Annotated in this window: 12 protein-coding genes and 1 pseudogene; 7 read left to right on the forward strand and 6 right to left on the reverse strand. The window is 70.8% G+C overall.

The window, feature by feature from the left end; genetic code table 11:
• Window positions 1-202 precede the first annotated feature (202 nt).
• On the reverse strand, window positions 203-3,499 hold the full coding sequence (locus DP939_RS29255; RefSeq protein ID WP_158578745.1) for a WD40 repeat domain-containing serine/threonine protein kinase: 3,297 nt from the start codon (window positions 3,497-3,499) through the stop codon (window positions 203-205).
• Between the two features lie 179 nt (window positions 3,500-3,678).
• On the opposite strand from DP939_RS29255, the gene DP939_RS29260 reads away from it, so the two are divergent.
• The 3 genes from DP939_RS29260 to DP939_RS29270 all read left to right on the forward strand — a co-directional run bounded on the left by DP939_RS29260 (window position 3,679) and on the right by DP939_RS29270 (window position 6,435).
• The gene (locus tag DP939_RS29260; protein WP_113984044.1) at window positions 3,679-4,251 is read left to right on the forward strand and encodes a hypothetical protein; all 573 of its coding nucleotides are present in this window, start codon (window positions 3,679-3,681) and stop codon (window positions 4,249-4,251) included.
• A 548-nt stretch (window positions 4,252-4,799) separates the two neighbouring features.
• A complete protein-coding gene (locus DP939_RS29265; protein ID WP_113984045.1) occupies window positions 4,800-5,399 on the forward strand; it encodes a TetR family transcriptional regulator in 600 nt (199 codons plus the stop codon).
• Window positions 5,400-5,517: 118 nt separating this feature from the next.
• Window positions 5,518-6,435: an NADP-dependent oxidoreductase gene (locus tag DP939_RS29270; protein WP_225878563.1), complete on the forward strand. Its 918-nt coding sequence runs from the start codon at window positions 5,518-5,520 to the stop codon at window positions 6,433-6,435.
• A 500-nt stretch (window positions 6,436-6,935) separates the two neighbouring features.
• On the opposite strand, the gene DP939_RS29275 is transcribed toward DP939_RS29270, so the two are convergent.
• On the reverse strand, window positions 6,936-7,595 hold the full coding sequence (locus DP939_RS29275; RefSeq protein WP_113984047.1) for a TetR/AcrR family transcriptional regulator: 660 nt from the start codon (window positions 7,593-7,595) through the stop codon (window positions 6,936-6,938).
• Between the two features lie 105 nt (window positions 7,596-7,700).
• On the opposite strand from DP939_RS29275, the gene DP939_RS29280 reads away from it, so the two are divergent.
• The 3 genes from DP939_RS29280 (at window position 7,701) to DP939_RS29290 (ending at window position 10,703) form a co-directional block, all read left to right on the forward strand.
• Complete coding sequence (locus DP939_RS29280; RefSeq protein WP_113984048.1) at window positions 7,701-8,312, forward strand: NADPH-dependent FMN reductase; 612 nt, start codon at window positions 7,701-7,703, stop codon at window positions 8,310-8,312.
• Window positions 8,313-8,742: 430 nt separating this feature from the next.
• Window positions 8,743-9,168, forward strand: coding sequence for an aldo-keto reductase family protein (locus tag DP939_RS29285; RefSeq protein ID WP_113984049.1), 426 nt, complete (start codon window positions 8,743-8,745; stop codon window positions 9,166-9,168).
• Between the two features lie 59 nt (window positions 9,169-9,227).
• Window positions 9,228-10,703 carry an MFS transporter gene (locus DP939_RS29290; protein WP_158578746.1) on the forward strand — a complete coding sequence of 492 codons (1,476 nt, stop codon included), beginning with the start codon at window positions 9,228-9,230 and terminating at the stop codon, window positions 10,701-10,703.
• Between the two features lie 668 nt (window positions 10,704-11,371).
• On the opposite strand, the gene DP939_RS29295 is transcribed toward DP939_RS29290, so the two are convergent.
• A complete protein-coding gene (locus DP939_RS29295; protein WP_113984051.1) occupies window positions 11,372-12,046 on the reverse strand; it encodes an SDR family NAD(P)-dependent oxidoreductase in 675 nt (224 codons plus the stop codon).
• A gap of 114 nt (window positions 12,047-12,160) precedes the next feature.
• Complete coding sequence (locus DP939_RS29300) at window positions 12,161-12,586, reverse strand: thioredoxin domain-containing protein (protein ID WP_199565490.1); 426 nt, start codon at window positions 12,584-12,586, stop codon at window positions 12,161-12,163.
• A gap of 106 nt (window positions 12,587-12,692) precedes the next feature.
• On the opposite strand from DP939_RS29300, the gene DP939_RS29305 reads away from it, so the two are divergent.
• Window positions 12,693-13,094 carry a winged helix-turn-helix transcriptional regulator gene (locus tag DP939_RS29305; protein ID WP_199565491.1) on the forward strand — a complete coding sequence of 134 codons (402 nt, stop codon included), beginning with the start codon at window positions 12,693-12,695 and terminating at the stop codon, window positions 13,092-13,094.
• A 523-nt stretch (window positions 13,095-13,617) separates the two neighbouring features.
• Here the strand turns inward: DP939_RS29305 and DP939_RS48115 are convergent.
• Window positions 13,618-13,843: pseudogene (locus tag DP939_RS48115) on the reverse strand (DNA-binding transcriptional regulator); the annotation flags it as partial.
• Window positions 13,844-13,999: 156 nt separating this feature from the next.
• The coding region (locus DP939_RS29315) for a transposase (protein WP_147268187.1) at window positions 14,000-14,212 on the reverse strand (213 nt) is incomplete at its 5' end.

The raw sequence follows: 14,212 nt of genomic DNA on the forward strand, positions 1-14,212 counted from the left end.
GCGGATACCGCGGCGACCGGGGTGTCCCAAGCCGATTCTGCCGGGATCGGCCGGCGTCACGGCAGAACCGGGGAACCGGATCGAGCCGCTCGTTCGCCAGAGGGGACCGCCGTACGCCTGGCCGCGCTGCGCGGCCACACCCGTGGCGACCGCGCCTGCTCTGGACGCGCTGTGCGGTACCGGCTTCGTCACGATCGCCAGGCTAGGGACACGCCTTTCTGTACGGCAGTGTGGGTACGATCTCCCGCCACTGGGCCGCGTTCAACCCGCCCGCCTTCGCGCACACCGCCGCCGCCAGCGCCTCCCCGCCCACGGCGTGCCGCCTGACGGCTCCGCTGCCGTCCACGGTCAGCACCGCCGACCCGTCGCCGGTGAACGCCACGTCGAGCGGCTGCCCGACCTCCGGGTCCTGCCCGCCACCCTGGTCGGGCAGCGCGCCCAGGTCCGTGCCCGACATCACCTCGACGAGCCGCACCCTGCCCCCCACCTGAAAGGTGGCGAGCAGGTCCTCGCGCGGCGAGTAGGCCGCGGGAGCGCCGAACCCGCGTGCGGTGGCGAGCCTGCGGCGCGTGGCCAGGTCCCAGACCGTCATCCGCCGCCGCGCGTCGAGCACCACGACCGCCTTGCCGGAGCGGGTGAAATACGCGCGCACCCCCTCGGCGTTCCTGCCGCCGCCGCCGAACGCCGACCCCAACGCCTTGCCGCCGGCCGTCTCCAGCAGGTGCAGGCGATCGCCCGCCACCACCAGCGTCCGCCCGTCGGAGGAGAAGGCCGCGTATTTCGCCGCGCCCGCATCAGCCGACCACACGCGCCGCCTGGCCCGCCGGTCCCACAGCTCGACCCCGCCCTTCTCGGTGACCACGGCCAGCCTGGCGCCGTCGGGAGAGAAGGCCGCCTGGACAGCGGACGTGCGCAGCGTGCCCTGGACGGCGGCCGAGGCGGTGTCCACGATCCGCACCCCGGGCCCGTAGGTGGCGACGAAACGGGAGTCCGGGCTGAATACCGCATGCTCCGCCTCTGGCAACGCGCCGGCCTTCCGCCCGCCGACGGCCCACAGCGCGCCGTCGCGGACCACGAGCCGCCCGTCGCCGCTCAGCGCCGCCGTGCCCGCAAAGTGATCGTCGTCCGTGGTGGTCAGGTCGGCCACGTTCACCGAGAAGACCTGGTCGCCCAGCAGGTAGCGGAACGTGCTTCCGTCGAAGGCCCCCTGCACCGCCTCACCGTCCCCCCGTATCTGGACCGTGGTGAGCAGTTGCGTGTCCGCCCTGCGCCAGAACTGGACGGACCGCGATGTCACCGTCGCGACGAGGCCGGCGCCGAACACGGCCGCGCCACCGTTCCAGGTGCCCTGGGTGCCGGCGCCGTCCGTGTCGCCGATGAAGTCCTTCGCCCCCGTCCTCAGGTCGGTCAGCTCCAGATGGCGACCGCGCCGCGCGGCCCGCCAGACCCCGTCCCGGCTGAACGTGCCCGCAGGGGCGGGCCCGAGCTCCTGGGCGGCGCCGGTTCGCAGGTCCCAGCGGGTACGCCGGTCGGCCTCCTCCAGCAGGACGGAACCTTCGCGCTCGAACGCCACGTCGACCCGCTCGTCCAGGAAATCCTTGGCAGTGGGGAAGGCGTGGTCGCTGATCAGCCTGCCGCTGAGGAGGTCCACCGCGGCGGCGCGCCTGGCCGTCACGATCACCAGCACCCTGCCCGACGGGCTCAGCGTCACGCTGTCCATCGGCTCGGCCGACCGGGCGCCGAGCGTCCGCAGGAGCCGGCCGTTCCGCACGTCCCACACGCGCGTCGCAGTGGAATCGGCGCTGATCAGCGTCCGGCCGTCGGCGCCGAGCGTCCGTACCGTGTCGCCCGCGGCCGACGGGTCGCGGAACATCGCCGTCTCGCGCTGCGCCAGTGAGGCCACCAAGGCCGCCCTGGTGGCCGGCGTGCCGTCCAGCCGCCAGGCCGCCACACTCGCCAGCATCGCCTGGTGCGGGTCGCTCCCGCGGGTCGTGGCCGCCACCGCCGCCAGCCTGGCCGCCTCCGACCTGGTCAGCTGCCTGGCGATCTGCTCGGCCCGGTCATCGGCCACCGCGCTCTGCTGTACGGCCAGCCCGCCGGCCACCAGCGCGATCACCAGCAGCCCGCCCAGGCTCAGCGAGGCCAGCCGGGTCCGCCTGGCCCTGCGCCTGGCCAGGACGGCCGCCGCGGACAGGAAATCACGTTCGATGGGCGACAGGGTGATGTCGCGGCGGGCGGTGGCCGCCCACTGCAACGCGTTCTCCAGGCTGCTGCCCTGGAACAGGTCGCCGTCCCGGCGTCCCGCCGCCTCCCAGCGTCGCGCCGCGGCGAGGATCTGCCGGTGTACGGCCAGGCCGTCGCGGTTGGTCTCGATCCACCGGCGGTAACGCGGCCAGGCCTGGGGCAGCGCCGGCCTGGCCAGCCGTACGCCGCTGTCCTGCCTGGCCAGGAGGTAGCCGAACGCGGCGAGGATCCTCCGTACGGCGGCCACCTCGTGCGGCGCCCGCCCCTCGACGAGCTCGGCCAGCTCGGCGTGCCGGACCGACAGCTCGCCCTCCTCGTCCACGGTCACCAGGCGCAGGAACACCTCGGGGGCCAGCTCGCGCTCGGCCGGATCGAGCATCGTGTACGCCTGCTCGGCCAGCGTGCCGAGCGCGGGATCGTGCCCCCGCGCGCCGATCCCGGCGGCCCGGTGGCCGCCCTGGGCGAGCAGGCGGGAGGTGTCGAGGTCGCCGTCGCCGCTGACCAGCGCCAGCAGCAGCTCGCGGGCGGTCGGCCGCTGGGCCGGCTCCTTGGCCAGTGCCGAGGAGACCAACCGGCGCAGCGTCCTGGGCAGCGCGGACAGGTCGGGAGTGGCGGACAGCACCTGGTGCATGACGCTTCCCAGGCTCTCGGCGTGGAAAGGATCACGGCCGGTGGCGGCGAAGACGACGACGGCTCCCCAGGCGAACACGTCCGCCGAGGCGTCCGCCCGCTGGCCGATGAACACCTCGGGGGCCATGTAGGTGGGCGTGCCGCTCACCACGCCGGTCGCGGTGAGCGACATCTCGGCGGTCCTGGCGATGCCGAAGTCGATCACGCGGGGACCGTCCGGGCCCAGCAGCACGTTGTCGGGCTTGAGGTCGCGGTGGATCACCCCGGCGTCGTGGATGGCGGTCAGTGCCGTCGCGATGGCGGTGGCCAGGCGGTGCAGGTCATCACCCGCGAAGATCCTGCCCGCCGTGCGCAGGCTCGGGCCTTCCACGTACTCGCTGACGATGTAGGGGCGCGGGCCCTCCAGCTCGGCTTCGATGATCGGCGCGGTGCAGAACGAGGCCACCCGCTGGGCGGCCGCCGCCTCCCGGCCGAGCTGGGCCACCTGATCGCCGTGCAGCACCTTGATCGCCACCCGGCGGCCGTCCTCGGTGTAGGCCTCGTACACCACGCCCTGGCCGCCGGCGCCGAGCCGCCCGGCCAGCCAGTAGCGACCGAGCCGCTGAGGGTCTCCTTCTATCAACACGCTTGGTTTGATGCGCTCATCACGGACGAAGTTTCGCCCAAATCCCCATTTGCGCATCACTGATTTCGAGCGCCCCCATCCTCGAGGCGCACCGGAGCGGGCCGTCTGGCCTACGTTCCGGCAGGCGGAACTCCAAAGATTTCCGAACCTTTCTCGATCCGGGCGCATCCAACCCCGACATGAACAAGATTCGGAAACTTGCCGCCCTGGCCGTGCTCCCCCTTGTCGCGACCCTCGTGGCCCTCCCCGCGCAGGCGGCGGAGCGTCCGAGCTGTCCCGCCCCCTCCAAGGCAGAGGTGCGGCGCTCGTCGGCCGACAAGGTCGACAAGCCCGCGAGAGGCGCGACAGCGATCAAGGGGGTCCGCGTCGACCACATCCCGAAGGGCTTCACGTACGGGCAGGTCATCGTCAACAAGCACGACGGCATCGTCGAGTACGGCTACCAGTGGTCCGACGACCGCGACGACGCGAGCCGCCGGCACCGGGCGCTGTGGGTCAGGGTGGTGTGCTGGCCGAAGGCGACCTCGTTGGCGCAGCTCAAGAACGCGCCGTTCAACATCGGATCCTTCTCCGGTGACACGACCACCACGAAGGTCGGCGATCGCCGGGTGCTCCGCCAGAAGGGTGACGGCGCGCTGGGGGCCGGTGTGTACACGGGCTGGGTCGAGCGCCCGGGAGTCGTCGTCACCGTGATGGCGAGCCCGCCTCTCGTGCCGGGGCTGACGAAGATCATCAAGGGCATCCGGCTCTGATCCTGCTCCTCGAAGCCCTGCCGGAGGATCGGTCACGTCCTGCACCTCCGCCCGCATCTGTGACGGAGACGAATGCGCCGCCGTGAGCGGCCTGCCGACAGCGCGACACCCGGCCGACAACGTCCGCTGCGCCTCCGGAAGGGGCGCAGCCATGCGCGCGGCTCGGTGTCGTGCTGGCCGGCACCAGCAGGACGCATCCCTCGTACGGCAGAGGGTTCCTGGTCCCTTCTCGCAGGTCAGGGCGAGATGATCTCCTCAGGCAAGTACGGCGTGCCCGCTGGTGCTCCGACCTGCCCCGCACGCGGCGAGGAGCTCGCGGCGCGGCCGTGAAACGCCACCCGATTCGCCGCTCTTCCACGAGCCCAGGATGAGGCTTCCCGCGCGACCGGCGGCGGCTGCACACCCTGGACCCATAGCGGCCAAGGTATCAGGTTACAAGTTTTGACATCTGTTACCAGCTTGCTTAGTGTTCCTCGCATGGAGCAGAGAACACTCGGCGCCGACCTGCTCGCGCTCCTGGACGGCGGGCGAACGCGCGGCAGGCGCTGATGCCCGCCCGAACCCCGCTGGACGCGAACGTCATCCTGGCCGCCACCGAGGAGATCCTGCGCCGCCACGGACCGGACAAGGCGACCGTCGTCGACGTCGCCCGGGCACTCGGGGTCAGCCACGCCGCCGTCTACAAGCACTTCCCCTCCAAGCAGGCGCTGCGCGAGGCCGTGACCCGGCGCTGGCTCGACCGTAACCGCGACGCCCTCGCCGTCGCCGCCGCCGACAGCGCGGTTCCGCCCGTGCAGCGACTACGTACCTGGCTGCACGCCGTCCTGACCGTGAAGCAGGCCAAGATCCGCGAGGACCCGGAACTGTTCGCCGCCTATGGAATCCTCGCGGCCGCGCACAGCAGCGTCGCCACCGACCACGTCGCCGACCTCTTGGGCCAGCTGACGGACATCATCGCCGACGGCGCCGCCGACGGCAGCCTCCGCACCGACGACGCGGAGGCCACCGCCCGCGTGGTCTTCAACGCCACCGCCAAGTTCCACCACATCGCCCATGCCGCCGAATGGCAGAACCCCGGCATCGGCGCCGAGCTCGACGAGGTGTGCAGCCTGCTGCTCAAAGGCGTTCAGGCCCCCACGTCCGCGTAGCCGGAATGGGGTGAGCACACGCCGCGGCCGATGTCAGCGGCGCGGTAAGTCCTGCCCATCACACCACCCGGGCAGCAACGAACAAGGAGTACGAACGACCATGGTCCAAGCAATCGGAGTGACACGACCAGGCGGACCGGACGCTCTCGGCGAGCTCGATCTGGCGGCCGAAACGATCGGTCCCGGTCAGGTCAGGATCCGGGTCACCAGCGCCACGGTGAACCCGGCCGACGCAATGATCCGTTCTCGTCCACGGCAGGACGAGGCGGACACGGTGCGGGTGCCGGGCATGGAGATCGCCGGCGTGATCACCGAGATCGGCCCCGCCGTCGACCGCCCGTTCGCGATCGGGGACGCCGTCATGGCCATCGTGGTGCCCTCCGGCGAGCACGGCGGCTACCGGGCGGACCTGGTCGTACCGGCGCGCTCGGTCGCGAAGATCCCGGCCGGGCTCTCGGACGTTCAGGCCGCCACCATCCCGATGAACGGGCTCACCGCCCGGCTCGCACTCGACACGCTGGCGCTCCCGTCCGGCGCGACGGTCGCCGTCACCGGCGCCGCCGGCACCGTCGGCGGGTACTTCGTCCAGCTCGCCAAGCAGGCCGGGCTGGTCGTCGTCGCCGACGCCGCCCCACAGGACGAGACCTTCGTCCGCGAGTGCGGAGCCGACGAGGTCGTGCCACGGGGGGACGACTTCGCCGCCATGGTCCGCCGCCACCACCCGGACGGCGTCGACGGGCTCGTCGACGCCGCCGTGCTGGAGGCCGCCGTGCTCCCCGCCGTCAAGGACGGCGGCACCGTCGTCACCCTCCGCGGTTACCAGGGCGACGGGACCGGCCGGGTCCACGTCGCGCCGATCTTCGTCCGCGACTACGTCGAGGCCGCGGCCGAGCTCGACCGGCTCGCCGAACTCGCCGCTGAAGGACGGCTCACCGTCCGCGTGGCCGGCGAACTACCGGCCTCCCGAACCGCCGACGCGCACCGCTCGCTCGAACGACGCGGCGTTCGCGGGCGGTTCGTCCTGCGGTTCGGCTGACCGACCCTCGCGGAGCGGCTGCACGCTGCTTGTGCAGCAGCGACAGCGTCCGTCGGGCGGCCATGCGGCTCTCGGCCATGGCGCTGAAGACGTCCATAGACGCATCGGCCCTCTGTTCCGTCGCGGGCGGTGCGGGCTTGGGCGTATTCGCCTTGCCGCTGCCCGGTGACTTCGGCGCAGGTGTGGCGGGCGTCGAACTCCTCAATGGCCGGTGGCCGCTTCCGTCCCCGCCACACCTCGGCGCAGGAATACCGCGTACCGAGGCGCAGGTGGTAGCGGCCGTCGTCGCCGAGCACCGCGACCGGCGAGGACCCGGCAGAGCCGTGGCATCCTCGCTGCCGGCCTCCCAGTCCGGCCGACGCAGCAGCGCGGCGCGGCGGCGAAGTACATGCCAGGTCTCGGGACGTGGAGTCTGAGGTCGGCGGCCAGCGGACCCCGATCCCAGCTCGATGGCTGCGCAAGGGGCCCTCTACGGCTCGCGTCAGCGGCTGCGTCAGGTGTCACTCGTGTCCGGGCGTGCTGATGCGGTGCAGGTGACCGTACAGGAAGGCGTGGACGCCCGCCGTGACCGTCTCGGTGATCTCCTCATCGGACAGGGTGGTGTGAGGCGTCGGCAACCCGGCCGAGATCAGCAGGAGCAGGTGTAGCGCCGCGCGGTCGGGGTCGTCGATGCGGAGCATTCCTCGGCCCGCCAACCGCCGCAGGTGGGCGGCCAGTTCGCGGCGGACCCGCCGTGGTCCGGTCTCCTGCCAGGTGTCGACGGCTTCCTGGGGGATGTGGTCCGCTTCGGCGTTGATCTGTCTGACCAGGGCGAAGTGGACGGCGCTGTCGGGCCTCGGTGTCACCCAGTCCCGTCCGAAATCGATGAGGTCGCTCTCCACGTCGGTGACCTTGCGCAGGTGGCGGTCGATGATCGCGACCTGGATGTCGGCGGCCTGTCTGGCGCTTTCCTGGATCACGACACGGAACAGTTCGGCCTTGTCGGTGAAGTGGTTGTAAATGGTCCGGGTGGACACTCCTGCCCCGGACGAGATCGCATCCACGCTGGCACGGGTGTAACCGTCGCGGGCGAACACCGTCAGGGCGCCGTCCAGGATCGCCTGCCGCTTTCCGGTCAGCCCTCGGCGAGGGCGGGGCGTCGTGCTGTCTTCCGTGCTCATCCGGGGTCCTTCAACAAGTTTGCAGTGAGCGTTTTACTATTTGCCATACACGTTGTACTTTACCTCATGCCGCACACAGGCGGCCCCTTACGAGGAGAACCACGCATGATCAAGATCGCCATTGTCATCGGCAGCACCCGCCCACGGCGCCGGACCGCCGTAGCGGCCCGCTGGGTCGCCGAAGTCGCCGCCCACCACCCCGCCGTCACCGCGGGCCAGGCCGCCTTCGAGGTCGTCGACCTGGCCGAACACGGCCTGCCGGTACTGGACGAGCCGCTGCCCGCCCTGTTCGGCGACTACCGACACCCGCACACCAACCGGTGGGCCGAGACCATCGCCTCCTTCGACGGGTTCGTGTTCGTCACCCCCGAGTACAACCACTCGGCCCCCGCCGCGCTGAAGAACGCCATCGACTTCCTGTACGCCGAGTGGAACAACAAGGCCGCCGGGTTCGTCAGCCACGGCGTCCACGGCGGCGTGCGCGCCGTCGAACACCTACGGCACATCATGACCGAACTCCAGGTCGCCAACGTACGCACCCAGGTCGCGCTGTCGGCCTTCACCGACTTCGACATCACCGACCCCGCCGAGCCCGGCACCATCGCCCCCGGCCCGCACCAGGAGCCGACCCTGAACGAACTGCTCGACGAGGTCATCGCCTGGTCACAGGCACTGCGGCCGCTGCGCCAGGAAACCGGTCAGGCAGTGGGCGCATGAACCTGCGACACCGGCTGCCCGGCCGTACCGGACCACGGGTCCCAGAGGTCTTCCCTCGCGCGAGGACCTCCGGTGAGGAGGAGACCGGCGCCCTCCCCCAGAAGGCCCGCCGCATCCTGGACCTGTACGCAGAGGCGCCGACTTCCACAGCGCCCCCAACGCCGCGGACAGCCACCGCAAGAACCCCACCCTGCCCCTGGAAGCCGGCCTGCGCCGGCCGCGTACCGACCATCTCGACCTGTACTGGGTCGACCTGTGAAACCGGCTACGGGCGCCAGACGACGCCGTCCCCGCCGGGAAGATCCTCCACACCGGCAGGTCCGACGCGCCGGCCTGAGGGACCACGCAGGCCAACACCCTGGCCGAGCGGCACAGCCGGACCCCATTCGGGGACCTGCAGGACCGCGACATCGAACGCGAACCGCCGCCCATGGCCCAGACACTCGGCCTGACGGTCCCCGCCCGGGGACCGCACGCCCACGGCGTCCCGTCCGGCACGTCCACCTCCGCCGGCGGACCGCAAGCCGGCCCGCGCTCCCTCGGAGCCCCCGAGCACGCCGTCCCCCAGGCGGTACGGGAGACCGCCCACGAACTCGACGCCACCTCCGCGCAAGTGGCCATCCCCTGGCCCCGGACACGATCGGCCACCGTGCCCCCCACCCTGGACGCCAGAAACGCGGCGCAACCCCAAGACACCCTTCGCGCCCCGGACCTCACCCCGCCCGACCACGCCGTACGACGCCTTGAGGCGGCCACCGACCTCACCCCCAGCGCCCCCGGCGACTTCCCCACCCAAGCCGACCAAGCGGTGCCCGGCAAGGCCTCGGCCAGGCTCGACGGAAGACCCCTGCCATGAGCGAAGAACGCGGGCCAGCGGCCCCCGCCCACCCACGCCCGGGCCGACCCACCGTGACCTTGGCCGCAGTCTTGCTGGGCTACCTCGCACTGCCGATGCTGATGTCCGGCACGACCGTCGCGCTGCCGCGGATCGGGACCGACCTGCACACGTCCGGCCCGGCCCTGCAGTGGGTACTGGTCGGCTACTTCCTCGCCGCCTCGTCGCTGATGCTGGTGGCCGGCTCGCTGGGCGACCTGTTCGGACGTCGCCGCATCTTCGCCGCCGGCGCCGTCCTCTACACCGCCGGAGCCGGGATCAGCGCCCTGGCCGGTGACATCCTGCTGCTGAACACGGCCAGAACCCTGTCGGGAGTGGGCGCGGCCGGCGTGATGGCCGGAGGCGGCGCGATCCTCGGCGCCACCTTCACCGGGACGGCCCGCACCCGGGCGTTCGCGGCCATGGGCACCACCGCCGGCATCGGCCTGGCCGCCGGCCCCACCTTGTCCGGCGCCCTGGTGGACTCGCTCGGCTGGCGGACCACGTTCGCCGCCTTCGCCACCGTGGGCATCCTGTTGTACGCGGCCACGTGGTTCATGCCGGAATCCCGGGCGGCCGACCGGCGCAGGATCGACGTTCCCGGCACCTTGACCCTCATCGGCGCTCTCGCGCTGATCATGTTCGGGATCAACCAGGCCGCCGGGGCCGGGTGGGGCGACCCGCGAGTACTCGCACCCGTCATCGCCGGAACGCTCCTGCTGGCGGCCTTCACACTGATCGAACACCACAGTTCCCATCCGGTGCTCGACCTGAGCCTGCTGCGCGACCGCCGGTTCATGGCCTGGTCGCTGGCCGGCTTGTTCGTCACCGCCGGGCCCGCCGGAGTGGAGGTCTACCTGCCCATCTACCTACAAGGCGCGGGCAGCTCCTCGGCCCGGTCGGCAGGCCTGAGCATGCTGATGCTGACCGCCCCCGTCCTCCTCCTGCCACAGGTCGCCGCCAGGCTGATCAACCGCGGCATCCCGCCCCGAACCCTCATCACCCTCAGCCTGCTGCTGATCGCGGGCGGCAACGCCTGGCTCACCGTGCTGCACCCCGCCATCACCGCCCCGGAGCTCCTCGGCCCGCTGGCCACTATCGGCATCGGCCTGGGGCTGGGAGCCGGCATCGCCGACGCCCAGGCCCTCGACCAGATCGAACCCGACCGCATCGGGATGGCCACCGGCCTGCTCAACACCATCCGCGCCGGCGGCTCCACCTTGATCATGACAACCTTCGGCACCGGCCTGATCACCCTGCTCCAGTCATGGATCGGGGCCGCCGGACTCGCCACCCGAATCGCCGCAGGAGACCTCACCGGCCCAGACCGAGCCCGGCATGCCGCCCTGTTCACCGACGCCTGGCACGTCGCCCTGTGGTCAATTGCCGCCCTCTGCGCCCTGATCGCACTGGTCGTCTGGACCTTCCTGGCCCCGTCCCGGCGGCGGACCGCCACCGATCACCTCTCCAGTCCTGCCGCCCATACCCGCGCTTCATCCCCGTCGCGACAGAGCTGATCTCTCAGCCGTCCGACAACCGCACCTCTTTTCTTGTAGAGGAATCATGTTCAACGCCCCACGCTGTCTTCGCGATCTCACTGTCGCTGCCTCTGGTGGGCTCCGGCCGCGCCGAACTCATCCGGGACCCGCCCCGGTGCGGGCGCGCTCGGGCTCCTGATTGGCATCTTTCGGCGTCCCCTCGGCATCGCCGCCGCCCTGGCCGCCCATCTGCGGGCAAGGTGACGTCGAGGGAGCGCCCGTGCCCGCGATGCTGGCGCCGGGCATCGACTCGGTGTGACGCCCGGCCGCCCCGGGCCCACCGCAGGCTAAGGGACTTACCCCGGACATGAGCGATCATGGCGGCGCGGCGACCAGGGCAACCCCTCACCGGAGCGATGCGCGACTCCAGCACGTTAATCGTTAAGGTCACCGAGGTCTCACTGCCGTACCCACTGATCAACTAAGTGCGGCGCGCCTTTACAAAGTAGATCACCAAGGTGGCGCGGAGTTGCCCATCCGTTCGATGGTCCGCTGGGGCAGTGAGGCCGGGGCGATCGCCCCTATCGACGCTGAAGGACTCTGGGAGCTGGGCAGTCGGCGGTCCAGCCGAGCCGGTCGCACCTCACGAACGCCGCAGCGGATGGGAATCGAACAGATCAGGATGCAAGGAGGAAAGCTGGGAGCCGTCAGACGGTGAAGACACGCTCGACTTCGTCGCGTTGGGTGTGCAGGTCCCAATAGAGAGGGGCGATCTCCTCGGCCTCCGCGGTCGGGGCTCCGGGAGGGCCGCCCGCGCCGATCCACACACCGATGGCGACGTGTGCGGCCTGGATACCGGTGCCGGCCAGTTCCTTGTGCAGGTTGAGCACCCAGTTGCGCAGCGCTGCCTGGGCGGCGTTGACGTTGCCGAGCACCGGGTGGGGATCGACCGAGCCGCCTCCGTTGGTGTAGAGCAGGGTGCCCGCGCCGGCCTCACGCATCGCGGGGAGGACGGCCCGGGTGGCGGTGATGGCGCTGTAGAGCAGCAAGTCGATCAGCGCCTGCACATCGGAAGGGCTGCTCTCGGACGGGGAGGCGAGGGTCAGGGAGCCGATACTCGGAGCCGGGGAGTGCTCCAGGACATCGATGCCGCCGAAGTGAGCGGCGGCGTCCTTGAGGGCCTGGGTCAGCGCGTCGTGGTCGAGCACGTCCGCCGGGAACGCGGCGGCGGTGATGCCCTCTGCGGTGAGCCGGCCGACGAGGTCGTCGAGCTTGGCTCGGTTGCGGGCGATGAGAGCGACATCGTAGCCCTGGGCGCCGAAAGTGCGGGCGATGGCGAGGCCCATGCCGGGGCCGGCGCCGACGATGGCGAGAGTAGGCATGATCAGTTCACTTTCCATCAAGTATGAGGTCAGGAGCTTGCGGAGGGGGCGGTGCAGCCGTCGGAGCCGCGGGCAGGGGCGTGGCCGCTTAGGGCGAAGGTGACCGGATAGGCCTTATCCCAGACTTTGCGCAGGAGCTGCAGCACGCTGTCGCTGTCCTGCGCGTGGCGGGCGTCGTGGAGGACCTGCTGCCGTAAGCGCCGCCCGGCGAGTCCGCTCACGGTCCAGGCCTCGCTCGCCGGCGAGCGTCAGCAGGTCCTCCAGCGAGAAGACGGGCTCGGCCCGGCCGAAGTAGGTGCGGAAGACCGCCCCGCTCTCGGCCAGCGCTTCTGTCCGCCGGGCCGAGACCTCGACCTGACCGCCGCCCATGCCGTACCGAACTTGCAGAGCGTCACGCACGGTGAAGGTAGAGCCCTCGGGGAAGCCGCTGCCGAGCGGGAAGGACCGGTGGGCCACCTCTACGTGCTCGCCGTGCCCGAACCGCTCGACGGCTCGCTCCAGGCGATGACCACCCACCCCGCACCAGATCTCGACCTTCATGACACCCCCTTCGATTCCTACTATTTGTGCGTAACGTCAAGATAGGACAGCATGGAGAGGCTTACAAAAGGCACATCGCTGTGCGTCACGGAAGGGAATGTGCGTCATGGAGCACGCAGGTGGATCCGCGGCCGCCGCGAGCCGGGGGCCGTGCGCGGCGATCCCGGCCGATCAGATGGCCTTCATCCGCCAGATCCTGGACGGGGTCGGCGACAAGTGGAGCATGCTGATCATCGCGGCCCTAGCGGACGGCGCCTTGCGCTACACCGACCTGCAGCACGATGTCTCCGGCATCTCTCAGCGCATGCTCAGTCACACCCTGCGCCAGCTTCAGCAGGACGGGCTGATCACCCGCACGGCCTACGCGGAGGTCCCGCCGCGCGTGGAGTACACCCTCACCCCCCTCAGCCGCGGCCTGCTCGACATCGTCAAACAACTGATCGGCTGGGCCTCCGACCACCACGACGAGATCCGCGCCCACCGCGACCACGCCACAGCCGGGTCCTGACAGCCGCGAACAGCCGCATTCTGCGCGACCCCGACCAGCGGACCGACACCTGACCGGCCGGGCCCCTCAAGGCCCGTCAGAACGGCTGAACGCCAAAGCACATCGCGGGCGGATCGCCTCGATCGCACGGCGGAAACCCGGATAGACCGGATTCCCGCCGGCATCCAGCCCCCCACCAGGCGGTCATCGGGCGCCAAGATCTCCCACTCCCCCGGAGCGACCATGCCACCACCAGCTCCGTCAACCACGGCCACGACGCCTCATCGGTGTCGTCGGCCGTCGCCCCGCCAATGTCTCCACACCCAGCTCCAAGTCCGACCTGGCCAACATCCCCTCGATGGTGCCTGCAGCCGGCTCATCGGCCAGCGCCAGGATGACCCGTTGCTCGCCGCGAACGCCTCCGCCGCCACGTACTGGTCCACCTTCGAGGCTCCAGTAAGGGCGAACGTTGGGGTCGATGACTGGACGCCTCAATGGAAACCACCCAGCCCTGATGGGGTACCACCGGAATACGACAGAAACGGGCCGAGATGTCTCGATGGCCTTCGGGTGGGGCGTCGGCCACTGAGCATGGCCGAAGCAGTCCCGAGCCGAGGCCGAATGCCTGCGCGCCACGCCGTGATCCGGCGACCAGCAGGACGAACGCTTCGTCGTGGTTCAGCCCGGTGAGGTCGGTCTGGAAACCGGGCAGCAACGCGATCCCGCCGTGGGCCGCGTTCGGCAGAGACCGGGGCGCCGACTGCGGACAGCCGACCGCACTACCGCAGAAGCAGGATCACCGAGACCAACCGGTCGGCGCGCATTGAAAGCTTTGCAGCAATACACGACACAAGATGTCGTGGTTCGTTGGGAGGCTTAACGGAGTGACCCCTCAGAGCGTGTTTGAGAAGATCGCTTAGGGTGGTTCATGGGCAGATGTAGCGGGGTTGCCGTCGTGCGGGTCCGCCCCGGGTGAGACGCCGGGCCATGCCGCCGATGGCCGCCCAGCGGATGAGAGCTTCGGAGACCGTGGGGTCGCGTTCGTAGTCGCGGGCCAGGCGGCGGCAGGCGGTCAGCCAGGCCAAGGTCCGCTCCACCACCCAACGCCGGGAAATGACGGCAAAGCCCCGCTGGTCAGG

This window comes from Spongiactinospora rosea, assembly GCF_003315795.1.
GTDB classification, from domain to species: Bacteria; Actinomycetota; Actinomycetes; order Streptosporangiales; family Streptosporangiaceae; genus Spongiactinospora; species Spongiactinospora rosea.

Bases quoted from the DNA above. Each gene is read 5' to 3' on its own strand.
- DP939_RS29265 (WP_113984045.1), top strand. From the start codon at position 4,800: ATGCCCGCCCGAACCCCGCTGGACGCGAACGTCATCCTGGCCGCCACC.
- DP939_RS29300 (WP_199565490.1), bottom strand. From the start codon at position 12,586: ATGAAGGTCGAGATCTGGTGCGGGGTGGGTGGTCATCGCCTGGAGCGA.
- DP939_RS29280 (WP_113984048.1), top strand. From the start codon at position 7,701: ATGATCAAGATCGCCATTGTCATCGGCAGCACCCGCCCACGGCGCCGG.
- DP939_RS29260 (WP_113984044.1), top strand. From the start codon at position 3,679: ATGAACAAGATTCGGAAACTTGCCGCCCTGGCCGTGCTCCCCCTTGTC.
- DP939_RS29305 (WP_199565491.1), top strand. From the start codon at position 12,693: ATGGAGCACGCAGGTGGATCCGCGGCCGCCGCGAGCCGGGGGCCGTGC.
- DP939_RS29295 (WP_113984051.1), bottom strand. From the start codon at position 12,046: ATGCCTACTCTCGCCATCGTCGGCGCCGGCCCCGGCATGGGCCTCGCC.
- DP939_RS29285 (WP_113984049.1), top strand. From the start codon at position 8,743: ATGGCCCAGACACTCGGCCTGACGGTCCCCGCCCGGGGACCGCACGCC.
- DP939_RS29275 (WP_113984047.1), bottom strand. From the start codon at position 7,595: ATGAGCACGGAAGACAGCACGACGCCCCGCCCTCGCCGAGGGCTGACC.